At 26.9% G+C, this 24,485-nt stretch carries 29 protein-coding genes and 5 tRNA genes; 25 read left to right on the top strand and 9 right to left on the bottom strand.

Annotation, left to right across the window (positions count from 1 at the left end; genetic code table 11):
- The 8 genes from rlmN (at position 1) to AS160_RS03510 (ending at position 4,060) form a co-directional block, all read left to right on the top strand.
- On the top strand, positions 1-1,035 hold the full coding sequence (rlmN, locus tag AS160_RS03545; RefSeq protein ID WP_165144987.1) for a 23S rRNA (adenine(2503)-C(2))-methyltransferase RlmN: 1,035 nt from the start codon (positions 1-3) through the stop codon (positions 1,033-1,035).
- Complete coding sequence (locus AS160_RS03540; RefSeq protein WP_165144984.1) at positions 1,032-1,607, top strand: PASTA domain-containing protein; 576 nt, start codon at positions 1,032-1,034, stop codon at positions 1,605-1,607. Before rlmN ends, AS160_RS03540 begins: the two co-directional genes overlap by 4 nt.
- Positions 1,604-2,497, top strand: coding sequence for a ribosome small subunit-dependent GTPase A (gene rsgA / locus AS160_RS03535; RefSeq protein ID WP_165144981.1), 894 nt, complete (start codon positions 1,604-1,606; stop codon positions 2,495-2,497). The genes AS160_RS03540 and rsgA overlap by 4 nt, the downstream gene beginning before the upstream one ends.
- Positions 2,488-3,141, top strand: a complete 654-nt coding sequence (rpe, locus tag AS160_RS03530; protein ID WP_165144978.1) for a ribulose-phosphate 3-epimerase — start codon at positions 2,488-2,490, stop codon at positions 3,139-3,141. The genes rsgA and rpe overlap by 10 nt, the downstream gene beginning before the upstream one ends.
- Complete coding sequence (gene rdgB, locus AS160_RS03525; RefSeq protein ID WP_165144975.1) at positions 3,138-3,743, top strand: RdgB/HAM1 family non-canonical purine NTP pyrophosphatase; 606 nt, start codon at positions 3,138-3,140, stop codon at positions 3,741-3,743. The genes rpe and rdgB overlap by 4 nt, the downstream gene beginning before the upstream one ends.
- 72 nt (positions 3,744-3,815) lie before the next feature.
- Positions 3,816-3,891 (top strand) — tRNA-Glu (locus AS160_RS03520).
- A 7-nt stretch (positions 3,892-3,898) separates the two neighbouring features.
- Positions 3,899-3,974, top strand: a tRNA-Val gene (locus AS160_RS03515).
- A 10-nt stretch (positions 3,975-3,984) separates the two neighbouring features.
- Positions 3,985-4,060, top strand: a tRNA-Phe gene (locus tag AS160_RS03510).
- Positions 4,061-4,185: 125 nt separating this feature from the next.
- On the opposite strand, the gene AS160_RS03505 is transcribed toward AS160_RS03510, so the two are convergent.
- On the bottom strand, positions 4,186-6,216 hold the full coding sequence (locus AS160_RS03505; protein ID WP_165144972.1) for an alpha-amylase family glycosyl hydrolase: 2,031 nt from the start codon (positions 6,214-6,216) through the stop codon (positions 4,186-4,188).
- Between the two features lie 30 nt (positions 6,217-6,246).
- Positions 6,247-6,336: transfer RNA gene (locus tag AS160_RS03500), tRNA-Ser, on the bottom strand.
- Between the two features lie 190 nt (positions 6,337-6,526).
- On the opposite strand from AS160_RS03500, the gene AS160_RS03495 reads away from it, so the two are divergent.
- Complete coding sequence (locus AS160_RS03495) at positions 6,527-7,675, top strand: hypothetical protein (protein WP_165144969.1); 1,149 nt, start codon at positions 6,527-6,529, stop codon at positions 7,673-7,675.
- Here the strand turns inward: AS160_RS03495 and AS160_RS03490 are convergent.
- Positions 7,655-7,945 carry a hypothetical protein gene (locus tag AS160_RS03490; protein WP_206528062.1) on the bottom strand — a complete coding sequence of 97 codons (291 nt, stop codon included), beginning with the start codon at positions 7,943-7,945 and terminating at the stop codon, positions 7,655-7,657. The two genes, AS160_RS03495 and AS160_RS03490, sit on opposite strands and share 21 nt — an antisense overlap.
- A gap of 9 nt (positions 7,946-7,954) precedes the next feature.
- The gene (locus AS160_RS11455) at positions 7,955-8,086 is read right to left on the bottom strand and encodes a hypothetical protein (protein ID WP_277601272.1); all 132 of its coding nucleotides are present in this window, start codon (positions 8,084-8,086) and stop codon (positions 7,955-7,957) included.
- 316 nt (positions 8,087-8,402) lie between these two features.
- On the opposite strand from AS160_RS11455, the gene ffh reads away from it, so the two are divergent.
- From ffh to lepB, 8 genes are read left to right on the top strand one after another with little or no spacing between them, the layout of a single operon-like run.
- Positions 8,403-9,731: a signal recognition particle protein gene (gene ffh / locus AS160_RS03485; RefSeq protein ID WP_165144966.1), complete on the top strand. Its 1,329-nt coding sequence runs from the start codon at positions 8,403-8,405 to the stop codon at positions 9,729-9,731.
- Positions 9,732-9,784: 53 nt separating this feature from the next.
- The gene (rpsP, locus tag AS160_RS03480) at positions 9,785-10,060 is read left to right on the top strand and encodes a 30S ribosomal protein S16 (RefSeq protein ID WP_165144963.1); all 276 of its coding nucleotides are present in this window, start codon (positions 9,785-9,787) and stop codon (positions 10,058-10,060) included.
- Between the two features lie 16 nt (positions 10,061-10,076).
- Positions 10,077-10,307, top strand: coding sequence for a KH domain-containing protein (locus AS160_RS03475; RefSeq protein WP_165144960.1), 231 nt, complete (start codon positions 10,077-10,079; stop codon positions 10,305-10,307).
- A gap of 37 nt (positions 10,308-10,344) precedes the next feature.
- On the top strand, positions 10,345-10,881 hold the full coding sequence (gene rimM / locus AS160_RS03470) for a ribosome maturation factor RimM (RefSeq protein ID WP_206528061.1): 537 nt from the start codon (positions 10,345-10,347) through the stop codon (positions 10,879-10,881).
- Positions 10,853-11,617, top strand: coding sequence for a tRNA (guanosine(37)-N1)-methyltransferase TrmD (gene trmD, locus AS160_RS03465; RefSeq protein ID WP_206528060.1), 765 nt, complete (start codon positions 10,853-10,855; stop codon positions 11,615-11,617). Before rimM ends, trmD begins: the two co-directional genes overlap by 29 nt.
- Positions 11,607-12,170: an RNA methyltransferase gene (locus AS160_RS03460; RefSeq protein WP_165144954.1), complete on the top strand. Its 564-nt coding sequence runs from the start codon at positions 11,607-11,609 to the stop codon at positions 12,168-12,170. Before trmD ends, AS160_RS03460 begins: the two co-directional genes overlap by 11 nt.
- 29 nt (positions 12,171-12,199) lie before the next feature.
- The gene (gene rplS, locus AS160_RS03455) at positions 12,200-12,547 is read left to right on the top strand and encodes a 50S ribosomal protein L19 (protein ID WP_165144951.1); all 348 of its coding nucleotides are present in this window, start codon (positions 12,200-12,202) and stop codon (positions 12,545-12,547) included.
- Between the two features lie 6 nt (positions 12,548-12,553).
- Positions 12,554-13,486: a signal peptidase I gene (lepB, locus tag AS160_RS11450; protein ID WP_206528059.1), complete on the top strand. Its 933-nt coding sequence runs from the start codon at positions 12,554-12,556 to the stop codon at positions 13,484-13,486.
- Positions 13,487-13,520: 34 nt separating this feature from the next.
- On the opposite strand, the gene AS160_RS03445 is transcribed toward lepB, so the two are convergent.
- Positions 13,521-13,609 (bottom strand) — tRNA-Ser (locus tag AS160_RS03445).
- A 35-nt stretch (positions 13,610-13,644) separates the two neighbouring features.
- Between AS160_RS03445 and rsmG the strand changes: the two genes are divergently transcribed.
- From rsmG to AS160_RS03410, 7 genes are all read left to right on the top strand, one after another.
- Positions 13,645-14,349: a 16S rRNA (guanine(527)-N(7))-methyltransferase RsmG gene (gene rsmG, locus AS160_RS03440; RefSeq protein ID WP_165144948.1), complete on the top strand. Its 705-nt coding sequence runs from the start codon at positions 13,645-13,647 to the stop codon at positions 14,347-14,349.
- Positions 14,346-15,137 carry a biotin/lipoate A/B protein ligase family protein gene (locus AS160_RS03435; RefSeq protein ID WP_165144946.1) on the top strand — a complete coding sequence of 264 codons (792 nt, stop codon included), beginning with the start codon at positions 14,346-14,348 and terminating at the stop codon, positions 15,135-15,137. Before rsmG ends, AS160_RS03435 begins: the two co-directional genes overlap by 4 nt.
- A 107-nt stretch (positions 15,138-15,244) precedes the next feature.
- On the top strand, positions 15,245-16,393 hold the full coding sequence (locus tag AS160_RS03430) for a type III PLP-dependent enzyme (protein WP_165144944.1): 1,149 nt from the start codon (positions 15,245-15,247) through the stop codon (positions 16,391-16,393).
- Positions 16,394-16,462: 69 nt separating this feature from the next.
- Complete coding sequence (locus AS160_RS03425; protein ID WP_165144942.1) at positions 16,463-17,731, top strand: transcription antitermination factor NusB; 1,269 nt, start codon at positions 16,463-16,465, stop codon at positions 17,729-17,731.
- A 19-nt stretch (positions 17,732-17,750) separates the two neighbouring features.
- Positions 17,751-18,737 carry an asparaginase gene (locus AS160_RS03420; RefSeq protein WP_165144940.1) on the top strand — a complete coding sequence of 329 codons (987 nt, stop codon included), beginning with the start codon at positions 17,751-17,753 and terminating at the stop codon, positions 18,735-18,737.
- 1 nt (position 18,738) lies between these two features.
- Positions 18,739-19,752, top strand: a complete 1,014-nt coding sequence (locus AS160_RS03415) for an AI-2E family transporter (RefSeq protein ID WP_165144938.1) — start codon at positions 18,739-18,741, stop codon at positions 19,750-19,752.
- Between the two features lies 1 nt (position 19,753).
- Positions 19,754-21,121, top strand: a complete 1,368-nt coding sequence (locus AS160_RS03410) for a hypothetical protein (RefSeq protein WP_165144936.1) — start codon at positions 19,754-19,756, stop codon at positions 21,119-21,121.
- On the opposite strand, the gene AS160_RS03405 is transcribed toward AS160_RS03410, so the two are convergent.
- Positions 21,103-21,642, bottom strand: coding sequence for a metal-dependent hydrolase (locus AS160_RS03405; RefSeq protein ID WP_165144934.1), 540 nt, complete (start codon positions 21,640-21,642; stop codon positions 21,103-21,105). The genes AS160_RS03410 and AS160_RS03405 overlap by 19 nt on opposite strands.
- 27 nt (positions 21,643-21,669) lie before the next feature.
- Between AS160_RS03405 and tsaB the strand changes: the two genes are divergently transcribed.
- On the top strand, positions 21,670-22,344 hold the full coding sequence (gene tsaB / locus AS160_RS03400) for a tRNA (adenosine(37)-N6)-threonylcarbamoyltransferase complex dimerization subunit type 1 TsaB (RefSeq protein ID WP_165144932.1): 675 nt from the start codon (positions 21,670-21,672) through the stop codon (positions 22,342-22,344).
- 15 nt (positions 22,345-22,359) lie between these two features.
- Here the strand turns inward: tsaB and csrA are convergent, their stop codons facing one another.
- Genes csrA through flgL form a run of 3 tightly spaced genes read right to left on the bottom strand, consistent with a single transcriptional unit; the run spans position 22,360 to position 24,482 of the window.
- On the bottom strand, positions 22,360-22,593 hold the full coding sequence (csrA, locus tag AS160_RS03395; RefSeq protein WP_165144929.1) for a carbon storage regulator CsrA: 234 nt from the start codon (positions 22,591-22,593) through the stop codon (positions 22,360-22,362).
- A gap of 1 nt (position 22,594) precedes the next feature.
- On the bottom strand, positions 22,595-23,572 hold the full coding sequence (gene fliW / locus AS160_RS11215; protein WP_206528058.1) for a flagellar assembly protein FliW: 978 nt from the start codon (positions 23,570-23,572) through the stop codon (positions 22,595-22,597).
- A gap of 13 nt (positions 23,573-23,585) precedes the next feature.
- Entirely contained in the window at positions 23,586-24,482 is an 897-nt protein-coding gene (gene flgL, locus AS160_RS03380; RefSeq protein WP_165144926.1) for a flagellar hook-associated protein FlgL, read from the bottom strand.
- Positions 24,483-24,485 lie beyond the last annotated feature (3 nt).

Genomic DNA, 24,485 nt, shown 5'->3' with positions numbered 1-24,485 from the left:
ATGATTAAAAAAAATATCTTAGATTTTAGTTATGATGAGTTAGTAAAAGAATTTACAAATTTAAATTTAAAAAAGTTTAGAGTAGATCAGGTGCTTGACTGGATATTTAAAAAGCATATATTTGATTTTTTTGAAATGACAAATATATCAAAAAACGAAAGAGAATTTTTAGATGAATATTTTTATATTAGCATTCCAGAGCCTATTGATATTCAAGAATCAAAAATAGATGGAACAACAAAATTCCTATGGAAATTAGAAGATGGGAGAACCATTGAATCTGTGTTATTGTTTTATCCAAATAGAATTTCAGCATGTATTTCTTCACAAGTTGGATGTCCATTAAAATGCAAATTCTGTTCAACTGGAGCTAGTGGATTTGAAAGAAATTTAACACCAGGAGAAATAGTTGCTCAAGTATTGGCTATAGAAAAACTTAAAGACGTTAATATAAATAACATTGTTTTAATGGGAATGGGAGAACCATTATTAAATTACGACAATGTTTTAAAAGCTATTAGAAATTGGAATAATAAAAAAATGAAAAATCTTGGTGCTCGAAGAATAACCATTTCAACTTCGGGTATTGCTGATAAAATTGAAGAATTAGCTGATTTTGAATTAGATATTAGACTATCTGTATCTTTACATGCCCCAAATAATTATATTAGAGATCAAATAATGCCTATTAATGCAAAATATCCTATAGAAGAGGTTGTTCAATCATGCAAAATATATCAAGAAAAAACTAAAAATAGAGTAACTATAGAATATATTGCTATAAAAGGACTAAATGATGAAGAAAAACACGCACAAGAATTAGCTGATTTATTAAAAGGATTGAAAGTAATGGTTAATATCATTCCCGTAAACCCAAATCCAGCAAATTATGAAAGACCATCAAAAAAATTCCTAAATAGTTTTTTAAATAAATTAAAGGAAAATAATATTGAAGCTACATTAAGAATTGAAAAAGGAACAGATATTGATGCTGCTTGTGGACAATTAAAAATGAGGAAAAAGGGTGTAAAATGAAAAAAATAAAGAAGCATTATTTTAAAATTTTTCATTCAACAAAAATAAATAATAATGATAATCCTAGTAAATTTAATTTACTAGGTAGTATATTATATAATATTATATTATTTATAATAGGCGCAATTACAGGAGGTCTAATTTTACTTCTGTTTATTTTTATTTTCGTAAATAGTTCTTCATATGTAACTATACCCGATATAAAAGGAGAAGATAAAGATACTGCTATAAAATCTTTAAAAGAGATTGGTTTAATACCTTTAACCAAAGGCATTGGAGATAAAGTTTTATATACAGACCCTAATGTAGGAGAAAGAGTAAAAAAAGGAAGACATGTTTTTATACAACTTGGAAAAATAGATCAACTAACTGTTCCTGATTTAATAGGTGTACCTTTAGAAATTGCTGAACAATTTCTTACATCATATAATTTAAAATATAAAATTATTAAAATATATTTCCCAAATGAAGAAATTGAAACAATAATAGATATGGAACCACAACCCAATACCCCTATTAATGAAGGAGATACAATATTACTAAAAGTTTCTTCTTCGGAGGTGAATAAGTGAATACAGGATTAGTGACTCGTTTTCATTCTAATACTTTAGAATTAATTGATTTAGAAACAAATAAAAAACTTACAGCTTTTTTAAGAGGTAAATTTAAATTACAAAAAACTACTCCTGTTGTGGGAGATTATGTAGAATATACAATTGAAAGAGATTCAGCAAAAATTGAAAATATATTACCTAGAAAAAATTTATTATATAGACCTAAAATCGCAAATGTTGATCAGACAATATTAGTAACTTGTTTAAAAAGTCCAAAAGTTGATTATTTAATAATAGATAAATTTTTAGTCCAAGTAGAAAAAAACAATTTAGATTGTATAATAGTATTAAATAAAGTTGATTTACTTGAAAAAAGTGAAATTGATGAATTTTTAAAAATATACTCTCCTTTATATCCAGTAATTTTAGCAAGTGCTAAAAATAATATTGGCATAGAAGAAATTAAACCATATTTAAAAAATAAAATTTCCACATTTGCTGGAATGTCTGGAGTTGGAAAATCTTCATTGTTAAATGCAATTAATCCTGGCCTTAAATTAAGAGTTGGTGAAATATCAGAGAGATTACAAAGAGGCAAACATACAACTACTTATACCGAATTATTAAAATTTGATTTTGGCGGATTTGTTGCTGATACACCAGGATTTGCAGCTTTTGATGTATACAATTTTGAACCTGAACAATTACAGGACTTTTTTATAGAATTTACAGAACATTCTATGTATTGTGGCTTTAATGATTGTGTTCATATAAATGAACCTCATTGTGCAGTTAAAGAAGCCTTAGATAATAATGAAATTTCATTATCAAGATATAACAATTATTTAAAAATATACAACGAAGTGGAAGAATATAATAAAATATTAAGGAGGAAAAAATGGAAATGAAAATTTACCCTTCTATATTAGCTGCAGACTTTTCAAATTTAGGAAATGATATTAAAAATGTAGAAAATAATATTGATGGCATACATCTTGATATTATGGATGGCCTTTTTGTTCCTAATATTTCCTTTGGCACTCCTATAATAGAATCTGTTAGAAAAATTACTAACAAATACTTAGACGCCCATTTAATGATTGTTGATCCAGATAGATATTTGGAAGATTATGCTAGGATGGGAGTAAATGGTATTACTGTACATTATGAAGCTGTTACCCATCTTCATAGAACTATAAATAAAATTAAAGAATTAGGCTGTGACGCTGGAATTTCTTTAAATCCACATACTCCTGTTTTTTTATTGGAAGAAATCCTTCCTTTTGTTGATAGAGTATTAATTATGAGTGTAAATCCTGGATTTACAGGCCAAAAGTTTATTCCTGAAATATTGAATAAAATAATGAAATTGAAAAAAATAATTGATGATAGAAATTTAAATGTTGTTATAGAAGTTGATGGCGGAGTCGGATTAAAAAACATTAAAGAATTATATATGTCTGGAGCTAGAGAATTTGTTGTAGGTGCTGGTATATTTCATCAGGAAAATCCATCTAATGCGGCAAAAAAATTGAAAGAGGTTGTAAAATGATTATTTATCTTGCTACTAATAATAAACATAAATTAGAAGAAATTAATGAAATAAAACCAAAAGGCTTTCAAATAAAAGGTATGTTTGAAATACTTAAAAATTTTGAAGTTAACGAAGATGGGAAAACATTTATTGAAAATTCAATAAAAAAAGCTATAGAAACAGGACGAGTTTTAAGAGCACCTGTAATTGCTGATGATTCTGGTTTAGAGATTGACATTTTAAATGGTTTCCCGGGTGTTTATTCTGCCAGATTTATGGAAAATAAAACCTATATAGAGAAAATGAAATATATTCTAAAGAAATTAGAAAATGTACCTTATGAAAAAAGATCTGCAAGGTTTGTTTGTTCTGCAACCTACTATAATCCTAAAAATAACACATTATTTTCTGTTGAAGGTGAGATAAAAGGATATATTTCATATTCTATACTAGGAAAACAAGGTTTTGGATATGATCCTATTTTTATTCCAGAAGGAGAAACTCTAACTTTTGGTCAATTGGGACAAGATGCAAAAAATAAAATTAGCCATAGAAAACATGCTTTCAATAAATTATTTTCATTATTGCTCAATATTCCTAAATTAGAAATAATTTCTTAAAAAAATTTACCTATTGTTTTCTTGACTTTTTATTTGTTTTCTGGTATTATATACTACGGTTGTGAAAGAGATGCCCCCATCGTCTAGCGGCCTAGGACATTGGCCTTTCACGCCAAAGGCACGGGTTCAAATCCCGTTGGGGGCGCCAGAGAAGTGGGTGCTTAGCTCAGCTGGGAGAGCGTCTGCCTTACAAGCAGAAGGTCGTAGGTTCGATCCCTGCAGCACCCACCATTTTATTAGAGGCCAGGTAGCTCAGTTGGTAGAGCACTGGACTGAAAATCCAGGTGTCGACAGTTCGATTCTGTCCCTGGCCACCACAAAAACTCCCTAATTTTAGGGAGTTTTTTGTTTAATATTAATTTATGCATTATCTATATTTGAATAGATTAATCTTTATTTTTTAATTATAAAAAATACCTGACTTTTTTAGCCAGGTATTTTTTTATTCAACAAGATAAATTTTTGTTTCTCCAGGGTTTAAATTAATATTTAACCATGCTCCTTCATCCCATTTGAAATCACATCTTCTATAATTTTCTAATAATAAACTAATCTTATGATTACCTCTCCATGTATGATATCCTAAATCAAATCCGAAATTAACAGTTTTATCAAAATTCAAATTAATTGGTATTAATAAACCTTTATTTCCATTCCAATAGAAAATAGAAATAACATTCTCCATATGTTCGGTAAATCTATAATTACTTATTTTTGTTATTAAATCAACATGGTCTTTTTTTATTTCTCCTAAAACCTTTAAAAGATTAACCATATGTTTATCAACATCCCAATGTAACGCATAATAATCAAAAAAAGCTAATTTACCATAAAATTGATCTGTAGGCTTTAAATATTTATATCTTTCTTCTTCCGGTTTTTCAAAATCAAGCCCTAAATTCATCGGTTGTTTTTCAAAAATTTCGCTTCCTGAATTAATTACAGTTATTCCATTTGGCATAAATGTATTTACTACCGCAGATAATTTAGCAAAATTTTCTTCACCATCTCTAGTAACTGCCCTAGGAGAATCCGGTGTTTCAGCTGTAGCAAATGATGGTACTTCTAACTTTGGCATTATATCTCTTATTGTTTTAATAAACCAACCTTCTTTATGTCTAGGTTCGCTCCACCATGTATTACCAAGTATAGCATCATATCCACTCAATTTAGCCTTAATATGATTATCCATGGATAATTCTTCAGCAATTATTCCAAAGGAAGGATCGTAATTTTTTGCACTTGATATAATTCTATGTTCTAATTCTTTTGGCAAAGCATGTCCCATATCAAGTCTTGCTCCATCAATTCCATAATTTTTTTGGAAATATGGCATTAAGTCAGATAACATATTCCATAATTCTTCATTTTTTTCTTTTCCAGGAAAATTACTTGATTTTACCACATCAAATAAAACATATGGAGGTTGTTCATTAGGATTTTCTAAATATTTTTCAGATTCTAAAGGATGACTCATAAATAATCTTAAAAATGTAACATCATCCCAAGTAGGTTGAGGATCGTTTATCCAATCAGAAAAACCAGGAACTGTAATTATTTTAAATTCTTTTACTATTTCTTCTAAGAAATCTGGATTATTTTTATTTCTCTTTACAAAATTATCCCATTTTTGAGGATTTGTAATATTTGGTGCCCATCTAAATTTTTTCAAATGTTTTTTTACTTCAGGATGATTATACAATATAGGTAAATTTTCAGATGATGGTTGTTCAAAATCTAAAGATTCTATCATTGGTGGTTTATATGATGATAACTCATTTATATCTATCCAGTAGAACCAATCAGGATGTTCTAAGATTAAATTATTGTCTCTAGCGGCCGTTCTTGGAATAAAATCAAGAATAACTCTTATTCCTAACATATGCGCCGCTTCAACAAATGCTGAAAATTCTTGATCAGCATTAAATCCTTCTAATAACGGATCATGATAATCGTCTTCTACATGATGAAAACTTTTTACAGCATAAGGAGAGCCAACTTCACCTTTTTTAAACTTATTACTTGACTTAGTAATAGGTAATAAATAGATAGCGTCAACATTAAATTGTTTTAAATAGGGTAATAAAGCTATCATTTTTAAAAACGTTCCACTCTCTCTATATCCTAAATCATCATCAGGTTTAAAATAAACTGCATTTGCATCATGTTTGTACGCTGCTGTCATTCTTACATGAGCACTATATATTATAGATTTTTTTAACCAATCTGTCGTTTTTTCATTTGTCGTAAATGATAATGGTTTAGAGTAATCATTTTCTTCTTTAGATTTTTTTATAATATTATCAATAATATTTGAAAAATATTCATAAGGGTTAACTACAAATGTTCTCCCTTTTAAGACAACATTCCCTTCATAATCATTTGGCATCCATCTTTTTGGTATTGCATAATTTGTTTTTCCTTTATCAATATTTACTTTTAAAAAATCATATACATTCTTTAAATTTTTCATCATATTCCCTCCCAAGGATACAATATAAAATGGCGGAGGCGGTGGGATTCGAACCCACATAAGGATTTTATCCTTACCGGTTTTCGAGACCGGCTCCTTAGCCAATTCGGACACGCCTCCATAAATTTATTCTATCAAATACACATTATTTATATTTGAAGTTTAATTTAAATTTAAAAAGATATATCCCTTAAAATAGATTTAATTATATACAATAACTGATAAAAGAAATTTTTAAACTTTGAAAATTTTTTCATGTATATTATAATATATCTTGTTTAATAATTCAAGATGGATATGGAGGATATATATGGAAGAAAAAGAAATTGTACAAAAAAACAATATTAAAGAACCTATATTATTTATTATTATTTCCTCTTTGATATTCTTACCCGTTATGAATTATATGGGTTTTAGTAATTTTTTTAAAACATTAATGTCAACAGCTCATGATTTACTACTTAATACCGTATTTTTTATAATGGCTGTAGCGGTTTTAACAAGCGCGTTTGGTAATGTATTATCAGAATTTGGAGTTGTCTATTTGCTAAACAAAATTTTATCAAAACTTATGAAACCTTTATATAACCTACCTGGAGCAGCTGCTATAGGTGTATTAACTACTTACTTATCTGATAACCCAGCTATTTTATCATTAGCCCAAGACAAACAATTTACAAAATTTTTTGAAAAATGGCAAATACCTTTATTATGCAACTTAGGAACTTCATTTGGAATGGGATTAATTGTATCTACATTTATGATAGCACAATCTTCTTCTATAGGAGAAAATTTATTATTTCCTGTATTACTAGGTAACTTAGGTGCTATTATTGGTAGTATAATAAGCGTAAGAATATTCTCCATTTATACAAAAAAATATTATAAAAATGCTGTATCTATTGAACGTCCCGAAGATGTTAAATCTTGGAATGCAACAAAAGGGAGCTCAATTTCTAGATTAATTGATGGATTACTAGAGGGCGGAAAAAACGGTGTTGATTTGGGACTTTCAATAATTCCTGGTGTGTTAATTATAAGCACTATTGTTATGATGTTTACTAATGGCCCTAAGGATCCATCAATAGGGTATCAAGGACTCCCTTATGAAGGAGTACCTATACTACAATGGATAGGCGATAAATTAAATTTTATATTAAATTTTCTCTTTGGTTTTAAATCTCCAAAATTAATTGCATTTCCATTAACCTCACTAGGTTCAACTGGTGCTGCATTAGCTTTAATACCAAAATTTATAGAATCAAATTCAATAACTTCAAATGATATTGCAGTATTAACTGCAATAGGTATGACTTGGAGCGGTTATTTGTCTACCCATATTGCTATGATGGATTCATTAAAAGCTCGAAAATTAGCAAGTAAAGCTATTATATCTCATACTATTGCTGGATTATTAGCAGGGTTTATAACTCATATATTATATGTCTTTTTTTTCTAATTTGAATTTTTCATTCTTGGTTTCAAAAGCTCGCATCAACACAAATGCTATTAATGCAAAAATAAAAAATATTAATAAAATAATTGCAACTCCTTGTAAAGCTTCTATAATAGTCCTAAATATTTCTAATATCCATCTCTCTGTTGTAAGGGAGATGGCATTATTTAACAATATTCCATTTTCACCCATATATTGATAACCAAAGTATTTTTCTAATTCCCAAATTCTTACTCCTGAAGATATACCCATAATATAAATCGCAAAAATCATATATTTTTTTCAAGCATAACTTATAGAATCATCTATAATTCTATCTAATATTTTTTCTATAGGCTTATCAAAAACCTTAGAAACTATATAAGAAACAAAAATAGATACTGCAAATACAGAAAATAATAATCCAAATGACATAATATCACCCCCATTTAATTATACTCTTCTTTATGATTTTTCTTATGTGTTATTTATGTAAATTATTCATTGAGAATGAATTAAATTTTTCTTTCTATTATCGTAATTAAATTGTAACTTCAAATTTTCCACCTTCTCACATTTTGTTCAATAGATTTCATGAAAAATAATAAATTTTATAGTATACTAGAAATGTATTTTTATGTTAATTCATTAAAATATTATCAAATATGTATATAAGTACAGATTATAGCAAAATTTTGTATCTATAATCTGTTGGATTGTTTTTTATATAATCCTCACCGGGGGTGTATTGATGTTTGAGAATTTGCAAAAAAAATTATCTAATGCTTTTAAGACATTAAAAGGTCAAGGAAAATTATCTGAAAAAAATATAAAAGACGCTGTTAAAGCTGTAAAGATGTCATTATTAGAAGCTGATGTAAACTATAAAGTGGTAAAGGAATTTGTAGAAAAAGTAAAAGAAAAAGCTTTGGGAAAAGAGGTTTTAGAAAGCTTAACTCCTGACCAAGAATTTATTAGAATTGTTAAGAATGAATTAATTGAATTAATGGGAGGAAATGAAAAACCTAAATTAAATATTTCAAAAAGACCTGGTTATATAATGTTAGTTGGTTTGCAAGGTAGTGGTAAAACTACTCACGCTGCAAAGTTAGCTAAGTATTTTAAAAAGCAAGGAAAATCTCCTCTACTTGTAGCTGCAGATACTTACAGACCTGCTGCTATTGATCAACTTGTTCAATTAGGTGAGCAAATCGAAGTCCCAGTTTTCACTGGAGATAGAAAAAATGCAGTTAAAATAGTGAAAGATGCTATGGAGTATGCAGAAAAACTGCTTCATGATATAGTAATATTAGATACCGCAGGAAGATTGCATATTGATGAACAAATGATGCAAGAGTTAGAAGAAATTAAAAATATTGCTCAACCCGAAGAAATATTAATGGTTGTAGACGCTATGATTGGTCAAGATGCCGTTAATTCAGCGCAAGAATTTAATAACAGATTAGAATTAAACGGATTTATTGTTACAAAATTAGACGGCGATGCCCGTGGTGGTGTAATTATTTCTATTAGACAAATAACACAAAAACCTATAAAATTTGTTGGTATAGGTGAAAAGACAGATGATTTGGAATTATTTTACCCAGAAAGATATGCAAGTAGAATTTTAGGAATGGGTGATGTATTATCTTTAATTGAAAAAGTTGAAAGCGAAATTGATAAAGAAAAAGCTGAAGAAGCTGCTAATAAATTCCTTGAAGGTAAGTTTGATTTTAATGACTTTTTAGAGCAAATAAAACAACTAAGAAAATTAGGTCCATTATCTAAAATTTTAGAAATGATACCTGGAGTTCCAAAAGAAGGTATTGATTTAAACAAAAGTGAAGCAGAATTGAAAAAAATTGAAGCTATAATTAATTCTATGACCAAAGAGGAAAGAAAAAAACCTAGAATATTAAATTATTCAAGAAAGCAAAGAATTGCAAAAGGTAGTGGAACAACTCTTCAAGATATTAATAAATTGATTAAGTCATACGAACAAATGAAAAAAATGATGAAACAAGTTAAAAAAATGAAAAATAAAAAATCTTTGTTTGGAAAAATGCCGTTTGGATTTTGATAATAATTAAAAATTTCAAATAAACTAAAATTCTCAGGAGGTGTATTATCAGCATGGTAAAAATAAGATTAAACAGAATGGGAAGAAGACACAGACCTTTTTATAGGATTGTAGTTGTTGATTCAAGAGAAAAAAGAAGTGGAAAATATATAGAATCATTAGGTTTCTATGATCCACTAAAAGAAAATGATACATTTAATGTTAATGTTGAAAAAGCTGTAGAATGGATTTTAAAAGGAGCTCAACCAACAGATACTGCTAGAAGTATTTTATCAAAAGCTGGTGTTATGAAAAAAGTTCACGAAATAAAATTTGAAAAGAAAGACTAATGCCAGGAGGCATAAAATGAAAGAACTATTGGAAAATATTATAAAAGGAATTGTAAAAAATCCTGAAAAGGTTAAAATATTAGAGGAAGAAAATGGAGATGAAGTTATTTTTGAAATTCATGTAGATCCTCAAGACGTTGGACAAATTATAGGAAAAGACGGAAGAACTATCAAATCAATAAATACATTATTAACTGCAGCTAAAAAAGATGAAAATACTAAATTTCTTTTAAAGGTAATTAGGTGATAAGATGAAGAGGTTAGATGACCTCTTAAAAGATAGAGTGGCTATTGGGAAAATTTCTAATACTCATGGATTAAATGGGGAATTAAAATTATTCCCATATAGCAACGAAAGGGAAATTTTTAATAATCTAAAAGATGTATTATTATATAATCCAAAAACTAAAAGATTTTTATATGCAAAATTTGAAACTATCAGAAAAGCTGATAAAAACTATATTATTAGCATATCTGGGGTTGAGAATATTTCATCTGCCCAACGTTACAAAGATTTTATTGTTTATATATCAAAAGAGAATTTACCAACATTAAAAAATAAATATGAATTTTATTATTTTGAATTATTAGATAAAGAAGTATATTATGAAGATGGAAATTTTGTTGGAAAAATAGTTGATATATTAGAAACAGGTGCAAACGAAGTTTTGATAATAGAAAAGCAAATTGATAGATTTAATAAAGAGGAAATATTATATCCATTAATAAAAGATAATATTATTAAATTTGTTAAAGAAGACGATAATATTGTTGTAAAAAGATTGGAATGGTATGAAGATGACACAGAAGATAGAGATTGACGTTGTTACAATCTTTCCAGAAATGTTTGAAGCTATAACGAAATATGGAGTTTTATCTAGAGCTATAAAAAATGACATTATATCATTTCATGCTCATAATTTGAGAGATTATACTAAAGACAAACATAAAATTACTGATTTATATGCATATGGCGGCGGACCTGGCATGGTAATGAAACCAGAGCCTTTTTTCGAATTTTATGATAATTATATTAAAACAAGAAACAAAAAACCATATGTTATCTTAACATCTCCTCAAGGAAAAACCTTTGATTCTAATGAGGCAGAAAGATTATCAAAACAAAAAAATTTGGTATTTTTTTGTGGAAGATATGAGGGTATAGATGAAAGAGTTATGACTTTAGTTGATGAAGAATTTTCTATTGGAGATTTTGTAGTTACTGGTGGGGAACTACCTTCAATGATAATGATTGATGCTATTTGTAGATTTGTTCCTGGAGTTGTTGGAGATGTTGAAAGTGTAAAAAACGATTCTTTCTATAATTCATTATTAGATCATCCACATTATACAAAACCAAGGGAATATAGAGGTTTAAGGGTCCCTGAAGTTCTTTTAAGTGGAAATCATGAAAAAATAGAAGAATATAGAAAAAGAGAAAGTATTATCAGAACTATAATAAAGCGTCCAGATTTATTTATAAAACATGAATTAAATGATTTTGAAAAAAAGGTTATTGTTAATATTATCAGGGAGCTGATACTTAATGAGAAATAATGTTTATATTGCTTTAATTCATTATCCAATTTTAGGTAGGGAAGGTCAAATAATATCTACAGCTATAACCAACTTAGATATTCATGATATTTCTAGATCAGCTAGAACATATAATATTAAGAATTATTATATTGTATCTAATCTCCCTGCTCAACAACAGATAGTTAAGAATGTATTAAAATATTGGACTGAAGGGTTTGGTAAAGAATATAATCCTAATAGGCATGATGCATTATCTATTGCTAGATTAAAACCTTATTTAGAAGATGTTATTGAAGAAATAGAAAAAATTGAAGGGAAAAAACCAAAATTAATATTTACTTCTGCTAAAAGAAGAGAAACAACCTTAACTTTTAAAGAAATGAGTAATATTATTTTAAATAATGATGAACCACATTTAATTTTATTTGGTACGGGTTGGGGAATGCCTGAGGAAATAAGATTAATTTGTGACTATGACTTAGAGCCTATTAGAGGCAATGCTGAATTTAATCATTTATCTGTTAGAGCGGCAGTTGCAATTGCATTAGATAGGTTATTTGGTGAAAATTAATAATAAAATATTCTCAAGGAGGGTTTAACATGGATCAATATATTAGAGCCATTGAAAAAGAATATATGAGAGAAGATATTCCAGAATTCAGACCTGGTGATACAGTAAGAGTATATGTAAAAGTTGTAGAAGGTGGAAGAGAAAGAGTTCAAGCATATGAAGGTATAGTAATAAAAATCAGAGGTGGAGGTTTAGGAAAAACATTTACTGTTAGAAGAATTGGTGCTAATGGTGTTGGTGTAGAAAGAATTTTCCCTATACACTCTCCATCAATTGAAAAGATCCAAGTAGTAAGAAAAGGTAAAGTAAGAAGAGCAAAATTATATTATTTAAGAAACGTTAACGGTAAAATTAAGATCAAGGAGAGAAGGGACTGATCCTTTTTGTCTAATAATATTAAATCTAAAATTAAAAAAGAGACATTTGAATGGATCAACGCCCTAGTATATGCAGTTATTTTTGGTACCATTATAAGGCTTTTTGTTTTTGAAACAATGATGGTTCCAACACCTTCTATGGTACCAACCATACAGGTGTTGGACCGTTTATTTATTGAAAAAGTTACATATGATTATACAAAACCAAAATTAGGAGATATAATTGTTTTTTGGACTCCATTTATAGATACTAATGCTCAAAAACAATTAGGTGTATTTGATAAATTTATGGATATGTTTGCTCCAAAAGAATTTGATGGACATGTAAAATATGTAAAGAGATTAGTAGGAACACCTGGAGATACATTAGAATTAATTCCAGATACTAAAATTTGGGAAAGAATAAAATATGAAGATAATTTTGAAATACCATATTGGTTAAGTAAAATTATAGATTATTATGGTGATATTGATAAGATTCCTCAAAGCGTAAAAGATTCTGTTGGACAATTGTATGTGAATGGCAAAATACCTGAAGGATTTGAAAACAGATACTACTATATTGATGGTATTTTTGCTTCTAAAAATTATTATAAGTTTATGGCATACCCTGAAAAATATAGTAGCGATATATATAGAATATATAACGAAATAAGAAAACCCATGTTTGATTTAGGTGCTTTTAGATATTATAATAAAAGTTTGGAATACACTAATTATTATGAAAAATATTTAGCTAATTTAGACTTAGATAATGTTTTTATTGAAGAAAATAATAGAGTAAAAATTATTTTACCTGAAGGATTTTATTTCTTTATGGGTGACAATACAACAGAGAGTTTTGATAGTAGATATTTTGGAATTGTTCCAGAAAAAAATATTATTGGAAGACCGTTTTTAAGGATTTGGCCATATAATAGATTTGGCTCTGTAAAATAACCAAAAACCGCCCAAAAATTGGGCGGTTTAATATTGGCGGAGACGGTGGGACTCGAACCCACACGGGGCGTCAACCCCATCGGTTTTCAAGACCGACGCCTTAGCCAATTAGGCTACGTCTCCAAGGATTATTATACCACATTAGGAGGTACTTGTCAATGAATTTTTTATTGAGAATTCTTGAAAAATATGAAATTTTTTTGAACGAAAATTCATATAATAACTTGAATAAGTTTATTGAATTAATAATAAATTACCCTGTTAACCTTACTGCAATAAAAGATGTAGAAGAAGCTACAAAATCACTTATTGTTGATAGTATTTACCCATTTATAAAATTTACTTCTCTTGATTCTAATTCAAATTTTATTGATATTGGAACTGGCGGTGGAATTCCGGGAATTCCTCTGTCTATACTTTTTCCAAATATTAATTTTACACTTTTGGATAGTATAGAGAAAAAAATAAAAGCTGTTTCTTACTTTACAAATAATATTAAATTATATAATGTTAATCCTGTATGTGATCGTGTAGAGAATTTTTCGAAAAATCATTTAAATTCTTTTGATTATGCAACTGCAAAAGCCGTTTCAAGAAGTGATGTACTATTAGAATATGCAGCTCCATTATTAAAAATAAACGGAACATTATTCTTATACAAAGGGCCATCATATAAAGAAGAAAGGAAATATTTAAAAATCGCAGCAAAGAAAATATATTTTGAGATTTTAGATGAATTTAATTATACTTTATTCGAAAAGGATAGATATTTTATAATTCTAAAAAAAATTAAAGAAACACCTTCATCATTTCCAAGAAAAATAGGTATGGCTATTAAAAAACCATTAGGAGGTATACAATGATTCGTCTCATTATAGATACTTATCATATGGGATCATGGAATATGGCTTGTGATTTATCAATAGCTAAACATGTTGGTAAAAATTTACAACCTACAACTATTAGATTGTATGAATGGACATTACCCACATTATCATTAGGAAGATTCCAAAAATTAGAAGATATAGATATTACCTATTTAAAGAATAATAATATTGATATTGTAAGACGTCCAACAGGTGGAAGAGCTGTTTTACACCATAAAGAATTAACTTATCTTTTTTCTTCTAATACTAATCATCCATTATTACCTAATAATGTTATAGGTAGTTATAAGATAATAGCAGAGGCATTAATAAAAAGTTTAAAAAAACTAAATATTAATTGTGATGTTGAAAAAAATAAAAATAAACATTTAAACACACCAGCTTGTTATGATGCTCCATCTATATATGAAATAACCATTGATAAGAAAAAATTTATTGGTAGCGCTCAATATAGAAATGATCAATATATTTTACAACATGGTTCTATACCTATAGAATTTCCATTAGAAAATTATGTAAATTCTTTTAAAATGAAAAATGATAAAAAAGAAAAATTATATAATCATTTAAAAAATAAAGTAATTGATATAAAATCCATACTAAAAAGAAATATAAGTATAGATGAAATGGCTGATGCTTTTATTTCAGGTTTTTCTGAAGTTTTTAATGAAGAAGTATTTATTGGCGAATTATCTGAATCAGAATATGAATTAACAAAAAAATTATTGGAAAAATTTGAAATAGATATAGATTCGATTTCATAAAAAATTATTATTTAATATAAAATGCGCTTTTTGTTAAACAATTATGTTAGTATTAGTAACATAATTGGTTTATCATATTCCCATCTTTATAAAGTGGGAGGGAAACCATGGAAGTCACAAATTTAATAAGAGAAGCTGCTAAAAAATTGGAAACGCCATTTTTAGTAATTGATGTTGATCAAGTTAAAAAAAATTATATGAGATTAAAAGAATCGATGAAAAATGTTGATATTTTTTATGCAGTAAAAGCAAATTCTCATATTGAAATTTTAAAAGCATTAAGAGATATGGGATCTTCATTTGATGTAGCTTCTGTTGGTGAAATAAATAAGTTATTATCTTTAGGGGTAAGTCCTAAAAAGATGAGTTTTGGAAATCCAATAAAAAAAGAAAAAGATATTGCATATGCTTGGGAAATAGGGATAGAATATTTTTCTGTAGATAGCGAATTAGAAGTAGAAAAGGTTGCTAGAAATGCTCCAGGATCGAAAGTATACGCAAGAATTGCAACTAGTTCTTCTGACAGCGATTGGCCTTTATCAGGAAAGTTTGGTACAGATATTGATCATGTTATAAATATCCTAAGATGGGCAAATAAACATGGTTTAAAGCCTTTTGGTGTTAGTTTCCATGTTGGATCACAATCATATAATAAATACAAATGGCAAGAAGCCATTCTTGAATCAAGCGTTGTATTTAATAAATTATTAAAAGAAGGTATTGAATTAAAAATGCTCAATTTAGGTGGTGGAATACCTGTACAACATACAAAACCTATACCATCTGTTGAAGAAATAGGAAAAGTTGTTGATGATTCTATTAACGAATATTTATGGAAACATAAAAATTTAATGATAATTACAGAACCAGGTAGATCAATGGTTGGAGATGCAGGTATAATGGTTACAAGAGTTATTTTAAAGAGTAGGAAAGGATCTAAAAAATGGTTATATTTAGATGCCGGTGTTTTCCATGGACTAATGGAAACAATTGAAAACTTCCAATATGAAATACAAGTAGAAGGAAAGGATTATACTGAAACTGATGTATATACATTAGCTGGTCCTACTTGCGATAGTGTTGATACTATATATGAAGATATTGAATTACCTGCTAATATAGAATACGAAGATATTGTTTATTTTATTAATACTGGTGCATATACTGTTGAATATGCTGCTCATTTTAATGGTATTGAACCACCAAAAGTGTATACAATTGATGAATTAAAAGAAATTTTAAATTACACAGAATAATCCAGCTTTGGCTGGATTATTTTTTTCTGTAATATACCTTTGGTATAATAATCAAAAGAGGTGATTATTATGGTTAGAAAAGATGCTTATCTTTTACTAAGAGAATTTGATAAAAAACATTATATTCCACAAAAATCTTTTGATTATTTTACAAATATTTATTCAAATCAAGATATGGCTTTATTAAAAAATCTCGTATGGGGCACTATTAGAAATCTTGTTAAAATAGACTTTTATTTAAAAAAACTTATAAAAAATTATAAAAATATTCCTCCTGCATCAAAATGGATTTTAAGGTTAGGCGCTTATCAAATTTTAAATAATTTCAAACCATATGTAGCAGTAAATGAAACGGTAAAAATTGCTAAAAACAAAAAAGTTAGAGGTTTTGTAAATGCTACATTAAAAAATTTATTGAGTAGAAAAGATGAAATTAAGTTGCCTAAATGGATACAATATTCAATCCCAAAATGGTTATATGATTATTTAAATGAGAATTTTCCAAAAGATTTTGTAGAAGAATTTATGAAAAAAAGCTATTCTATTAATCCACTTACTTTAAGAACAAATACTTTAAAAATTTCTAGAGAAGAATTATTTAATATTTTAAATGATTATGATGCCGAATTAACAATACATTCCCCTTTTGGAATTATTATAAAAAATCCAAAATTTCCTTTGGAAAATACCGAATATTATAAAAACGGATATTTTTATATTCAACATGAAAGTTCTCAAATAATACCTTTAATTTTAGATCCAAAGGCAGGAGAAAAAGTTCTTGATATGTGTTCCGCACCAGGAGGAAAAACCACAGAATTAGCTCAATTGATGAATAATACTGGAACTATATTAGCATTAGACATTGATATTGATAGACTTGAATTAGTTAATTCAAATAGTAAAAGACTTGGTATAGATATAATAAATACTAAATTAATTTCCGGAATAGAGTATTCTGAAGAAAAATATGATAAAATACTTATTGATGCACCATGTTCTTCATTAGGAACTACTTCAATACACCCTGAAGTTATACATAGAATAACAAAAAAAGAATTTAATTTATATTCAAAGACACAAAGAGACTTAATTGAGAATGCTATAGAAAATTTAATAAAAAGCGAAGGAACTATAGTATACTCTACATGCACTATTTCTAAGGAAGAAAATACTTTAAATATGGAATATATAAAAAATAAATATGATAATATTAAATTTGAAAAAATTGATCTTGAAAAATTTAATATAAAATATTTTTTTGATGGTTATGGTTATTATTTCTATCCAAATAATACTTTAATACCTTTTTATGTATCAAAAATAAAAGTTACATAATAAATGAAAGGAGATATTTATGGGAAAAATAGCTATAATTACTACTGGCGGTACAATAGCAATGGAACATAATCCACTTTTAGGTGTAATACCTTCAGAAGAAAGAAATAAACATTTAAATGAAATACCCGAATTAAAGAAAATTGCAGAAACAGAATTAATCGAATTTTCTAATATACCAAGTCCTCATATGACTCCAAAAATTATGTTTGAATTATCAAAATTTGTAAAAAATATTCTTTCTAAAGATGAAATAGATGGTGTTGTAATAACCCATGGAACTGATACCTTAGAAGAAACTGCATACTTTTTAGATTTAGTTTTAAACGAAAAAAAACCCATAGTATTAACTGCAGCTATGAGAAATTGGAATGAACCTAGCACAGATGGCCCTGCAAACTTAATTTCATCTGTTAGAGTCGCTTCATCAAACAAGGCTTATAATAAAGGTGTTCTTGTATGTTTAAATGATGAAATACATTCTGCAAGAGAAGTTACAAAAACTTATACTAGTAATGTAGCTACATTTGATTCCCCAGGTTATGGACCACTTGGAATAGTTGATGAAGATGCTATAATATTTTATAGAGAGTCATTATTACGTATGCATATTGATGCTATTGACGTAGAAGATAAGGTTGCATTAATTAAAACATATACAGGCGATGACGGGTCTATATTAAGCATTTTACCAGAACTAGGATTTAAAGGAGTTGTTGTTGAAGGGTTTGGAAGAGGTAATGTTCCACCAAAAGTTGCCGATAAAATAGAATGGTTAGTAAAAGAAAAAAATATACCTGTTATTGTCGTATCAAGATGCTTTAAAGGAAGAGTATTAGGTGTGTATGGATATCATGGTGGCGGTGCAGATTTAAAAAATAAAGGGGCTATTTTAGGCAATGAAGTATCAGGTCAAAAAGCTAGAATTAAATTAACAGTAGCATTAGGTGTAACAAATAATATTGAAGAATTAAGAAAATACTTTGAATTTAATGGAGTTGATTAAAATGAAACTAAGCACTAACCTTAGAGGTGCTTTATTTACAGTTATATATCTTTTATTATTTATAAGTATATCCTTCATTTCAACGGATGTATTTACTATTATTATATTTACTTTAGGTTTTGTTTTAGCTATAAACTTAATAGCTAAAGGATTAAATTATTTTAAAATCCCTATGAAAATCGCTACAGTAATATCATTAATATCCTCATTATTTTTCTTATACTTATTATTAGTATTATTAATACCTACAGTAATAAAAGAAATAAGTAATTTTATTATTTTTCTCAATGATTTCTTTCAAAAGGCTCAATGGAAAATACTATTACAAAATCAGCCAGAAAATATTATAAATAATATTGAAAATTTTATGAATGGTCTTCAACCAAAAATTATTGAACTATTATCAAATATAATAGAATTAATTCCCACATATGGTCAAAAAGCATTTACTTTTTTATTTTTCTTAACTATAGGCACTATATATTTTAGCTTTTATTTTGACTCTTTTAAACAAAAATTACAATATTTATACCCAAAATCATTACGAAATTCTGCTAAAGCATTCTATAATGAAACATTTAATCAAATAGAACATTATGTGGTAGCTACTCTATTTGCATCAGCTTTTGTAGGAGTTTCTGCTTTCTTTGTAATGTCTTTTTTGGGAATTAAATATCAATTATTGCTGAGTTTCTGGGCAGCTGTTACTAATTTCATTCCTGTTATAGGTGTAGTATTAGAATTTATACCTATGATTATAGTAGGTGTATCTAGCGGGATTACGACCATGCTGATTTTTTTAATAATAATGTCTATTATACATGGAATAGCTTTCATAATTTTTATATCTATAATGAAAGATTATGGAAGAGTAAATCCTGTAGTTACAATATTCTCATTATTAATTTTAGGGTCTTTAATAAACCTTACTGGAGCTTTAATTGCTGTACCTATTGCTATGATAATAAAAGTTTTTTGGAATACTTATATAAAACCTGAATTAGAAAGGAGCTAAGATGAAAAAGTTAATAACATTTTCATTTTTATTATTTTCAGTTATTATACTCTCTATTACTATTGATGATATAAAAAATCTATCTAAAATGCCAGATACTTTAGAAAATGCTTGGGGTGAATTTGTTAAATATATAGCAGAAAACCCAACTGACCCTTCAATTGGTATTTTAGGAGAAGTATTATCATCGAAAAAATATTTTTTTGAAAATTATAGAAATGCTCCTTTTTTAGAACCTTTAATTCAGGAAAATTTTAATAAATTTTGTAGCTCATTAGGTTTATATAATAATTCACTAAATTTTGAAGAAACACAACTATTATTAAAAATTTTCCCTCAAATCCCTGTTACTTTAAAAAGAATTATTGAAACAGGCATTATGGAATTAAGTTCATATAAATATTTATATAAATTGGAAGGTATTGAAAAATATATATCGCCATTTACATATCAAGGATTTCTACAAATTTTTATAGACAAATCTATTAAATCTCCTGTTTTTTTAGATAAGGATATGGAAAAATTTGTTATAAAATTTATTCCTAAATCTAAATTAAAAGATATTAATTACATTCTAAATAATTCAACTTATTTCTTAGATGAAAATAATTATTTGGGGGCCTTTAAATTACTTGATTTCTTAAAAAATCAAGGAATTATAACTCCTGAAGAGTTACAAACATATTCGCTATTAAATAAATATTTTGATCTTAAATCTAAAATAGGGCAACTTTCTTCAAATATTTATATAATAAATCCTGATGAATTAGAAATTTTTACCCTAAATATTTTAGACATTACTGATGAAGTTTTAAATTTAAGTATTGAAAAGAATACATTGTATACATTATTAACCGGAATTATAAAAACCGTTAGAATTAGAATTGAAAGTTCAAATAAAATTATATTTAAAGATATTCCTGAAAAAATATCTTTTTTAATAGATAAATCAAAAGATCCTTTAAAAAGTGAACTAATTGAGCTGAAAAATATTATAGACAACTCCTCATTAAAAAATGAAACCATTAAAAGTACAGAAACAACAAAAAATTCATCAGAAGTTGAAAATGTAAATACTTTAAATAATTTTTATTATTTTCTTTTTGGAATATTTATATTTTTTCTAATTTTCATATTTTTTATTCCTTATTTTTTCCCATCACATAAAAGCATTGAATTTTATATGAAATTAAAACTACATAAAATTGCCTTAAAAGTATCAGAAAAATTATTACTTAAAAATCCAAATGATTATAAAACATATATATTAATGGCTCGAATACTCGAAGAATTAAACGAAGTTGAACAGGCTATGATGGCATATAAAATGGCTCATAAAAAGAAACAAAATCAAGATTTAAATTTATAATCTAATAATATATGTATAAAAAAACCAAATACTATTGATAGTGATATAAATAATGCATTAAAGTCGATAAAATAATAATTATTTGTAATTAATATATAGGTTATGATACCTATAAGTATTCCCGTAATAGGATTATGCCATTTCCCTCTATGCTTTGTGATTTTATTAAAGAACAATCCGAGTATTCCTCCCAATACTATTCCTAATATTATATAGAATGTATTTAAAATATACCTTCTAGTTGTCAAAAAAGATATAAAATCATAATATCTCGAAATTTTATATATTATAGAAATACTTAAACCAACTAATAGTATTCGAAAAATTTTATTTATCAATGAAAAATTATGATCCACGTCTGGTAAATCTGATCCTAAAACAAAAAAGAAAAAAGATACTAAAATCAATGATTCATTTGGATAAAATTCTATATTTAATATATCCATTATAAATGAATATAACAAAAAATATGTTGGATAAAATAAAATACCTGTTATTATATGTGTTTTAAAATTTGGCATATTATTCTCCTTTCAGGTGGTGATATTTTGAATATTTTAGGCATAGATGCATCAAATAATGGATTACTAATATCTTTAAAAAGTAACAACGACATTTATTATATGGAAAATAAAGAAAAGAATTCTGGCAATTACATTATCTCTATGATAGATTCACTATTAAAAAAAAATAATTTAAATTTAGAAAACATTGATTTATTTGGATGCACAATAGGACCTGGCTCATTTACAGGTATACGAATTTCTATTGCTTCTATACAAGGATTATTATTTAATACAAATAAAAAAGTTGTCCCTATAATTTCAACCGAATTAATATATAATAATTATAATGGTGATAAAAACAAAAAAATTGCTATTTTAAAAAAAGCCAGAGTTGACGCTGCATATGTTCATATTTTTGAAAACGGGAAAACAATTTTTGAACCAAATCTAATATCCATTAACAATCTTAAAAATATTATCCAAGACTCTATTTTATTAGGAGAAGAAAGTTTATTTTTCAAGGAAAAGCTTAAATTAAACAATGAAACTATACAATACGTATTATCTCCTAATAGTATAATAGAATATATTGAAAATAATTATTATAAAGCTGTTTCCCCTAAAGATTTAAAAGTTCTTTATCTTCAAAAACCTTTAGCTGTTGAAAACTTTGAAAAGAAAAATAATACTAAAATAGATGAGAATACATATAATTAAAAATAGCCCATTGGGCTATTTTTTTTCAAATAATTTTTTAACTTCCGAAATATCTTTAACTTTTGTTGCTGATAAATTCTCTTCCATTATACTTTCATATACTTCTTCTCTATATATTTTAAAATTCTTAGGACCATCAAAACCTAATTTGATAGCATTTCCTTCAATTGATAAAATTTTTAATTTTAATATTTTATCTTCGATCATTATTGTTATTCCTTCATTTAGCTTTCTAGATAAAACTAACATATCATGCACCCCTTTCGCTTTTAGGTGCTTGCAAAGTTTGCTCTTCTATTATTTTTTCACTTCTTTTAATTTCATCTTTTACATTATGTTTTAAATGATATTCATCGCTGTCTAAAATAAATTGAATCCCTTTATTATTATTTTTAGAAATAACCAAAGGAGCCTTTAAATTAACAGTAATATTTTCTGGATCACCATGTGGAATTGTCATTATTACAAAAATAGAAACATCTTCGGGCTTTTCTATTGATAAATAATTTACTAAATCTTTAGGTAAGTCAAATGAATAATCCACTCTTACCAATAACGGGTCTATTATAGGAAAAGAAATATCTGAATTTTCTAAAGATAATAACCACTGTATTGGAAATGTGTCTTTAGAAAAATAAATATAAAATTTTTTCAAATTTTCAAATCCCGGAATCCCATTTTCAAAGAAAATAATTTCATTATCAGTTAATTCTAGCTCTCCAAATTTTGTATTGTATTTATTTTTATTTTTAGAAAATTTAGAAATTTCTTTTATTTGATTTTCTAGTAATTTTTGACTAATAATTATTTCATCCTTAATGCTATGTTTTAATTCATAATTATCTAATATATATTGAATTCCCTTATTAGTTGTTTTAGATATAATAATAGGAGCTTTTAAATTTATTGTTGCATCATCTGGGTTATCGTGAGGAATTGTCATAATGGCAAAAACAGCTGCTTCATCTTCTGTATTAATACCTATTTTTTTCCCTATTTCACTAGGTATCTTGACCTCATAATCTATTTTTACTAATTTCGGTTCCATTATTGGAAAAGATACTAAATTGTCTTCTAAAGAAACCAACCACATTATTGGATATGTTTCTTTTAATGTAAGAATAACAAATTTTTTTAAATTTTCAAAACCAGGCAATCCTTCTTCAAATATTATTATTTCATCATCTTCAACTTCAATTTCACCTATACGAGTTTGATATTTTCTCACTCAAATCTCCTCCCTACTTAATAAAATCCACAAGGGATTGTGGTAATATTTGTGCAGTAGTTTTCAATGCTGCTTGTAATGCTGTTTGTTCAAGTGTTAAATCACTTATTGCTTTTGTTAGATCTGCTCCTACTAAATCATTTATAATTTCTGTATTATTGTCTACTATATTTTCAAATCTTTTTTCCATTGACTCTAACATATTATCTATGCTTCCTACTCTAGCTAAATTTGCATTTACGTTGTTCAAAATATTATCAAGAGCTCCTAAATCTTTTTCTATACTATTATTATCTCCACTTTCTACAGAATTTATTAATCTTTCTAAAATTCCAAAAGCTGTTTCTCCAGAATCCGTTTTAAAAACGTCATATACTGTTACTCCATACTCTACCTCAATATTCTCTAAAGGAATTTTCGCTCTTATATTGGCTTCTTGAGGAGTATTAATAATTATAGCTTCATTTTCTTTAGTTACTGGTGAAACATTTGTTTTTGCACCACCAAAAATATATTTTCCCCCTATTTGTGTATTCGCTATTTTATACAAATGTTCTTTTAATTGCTCTAATTCTAAAGCTATATGATGTCTATCTTCAACTGTTTTAGTATCATCAGCTGCCTGTACGGTTAATTCTTTTATTCTATGATTAATAGTTTGCATTTCTTGTAATGCTGTATCATAGTATTTTAATACTGATCTTGTACCTTTAATATTTTCAATATATTCATTTAAAATCCTATTTCTACTCATTAAATAGCTGCTTTTTCCAGCTTTTGATGGATCATCTGATGGTCTATTTATTTTTTTACCAGTAGTAATTTGTTCACTTAATTCTTCTCTTTTTAGCATAGAATTCCTAATATTTTTTAAAGCGTTATTTGCTATCATTCCTTGGGTAATTCTCATATT

This window comes from Marinitoga sp. 38H-ov, assembly GCF_011057715.1.
Classification (GTDB): Bacteria; Thermotogota; Thermotogae; order Petrotogales; family Petrotogaceae; genus Marinitoga.
This window is presented reverse-complemented; position numbering and strand designations above follow the sequence as displayed.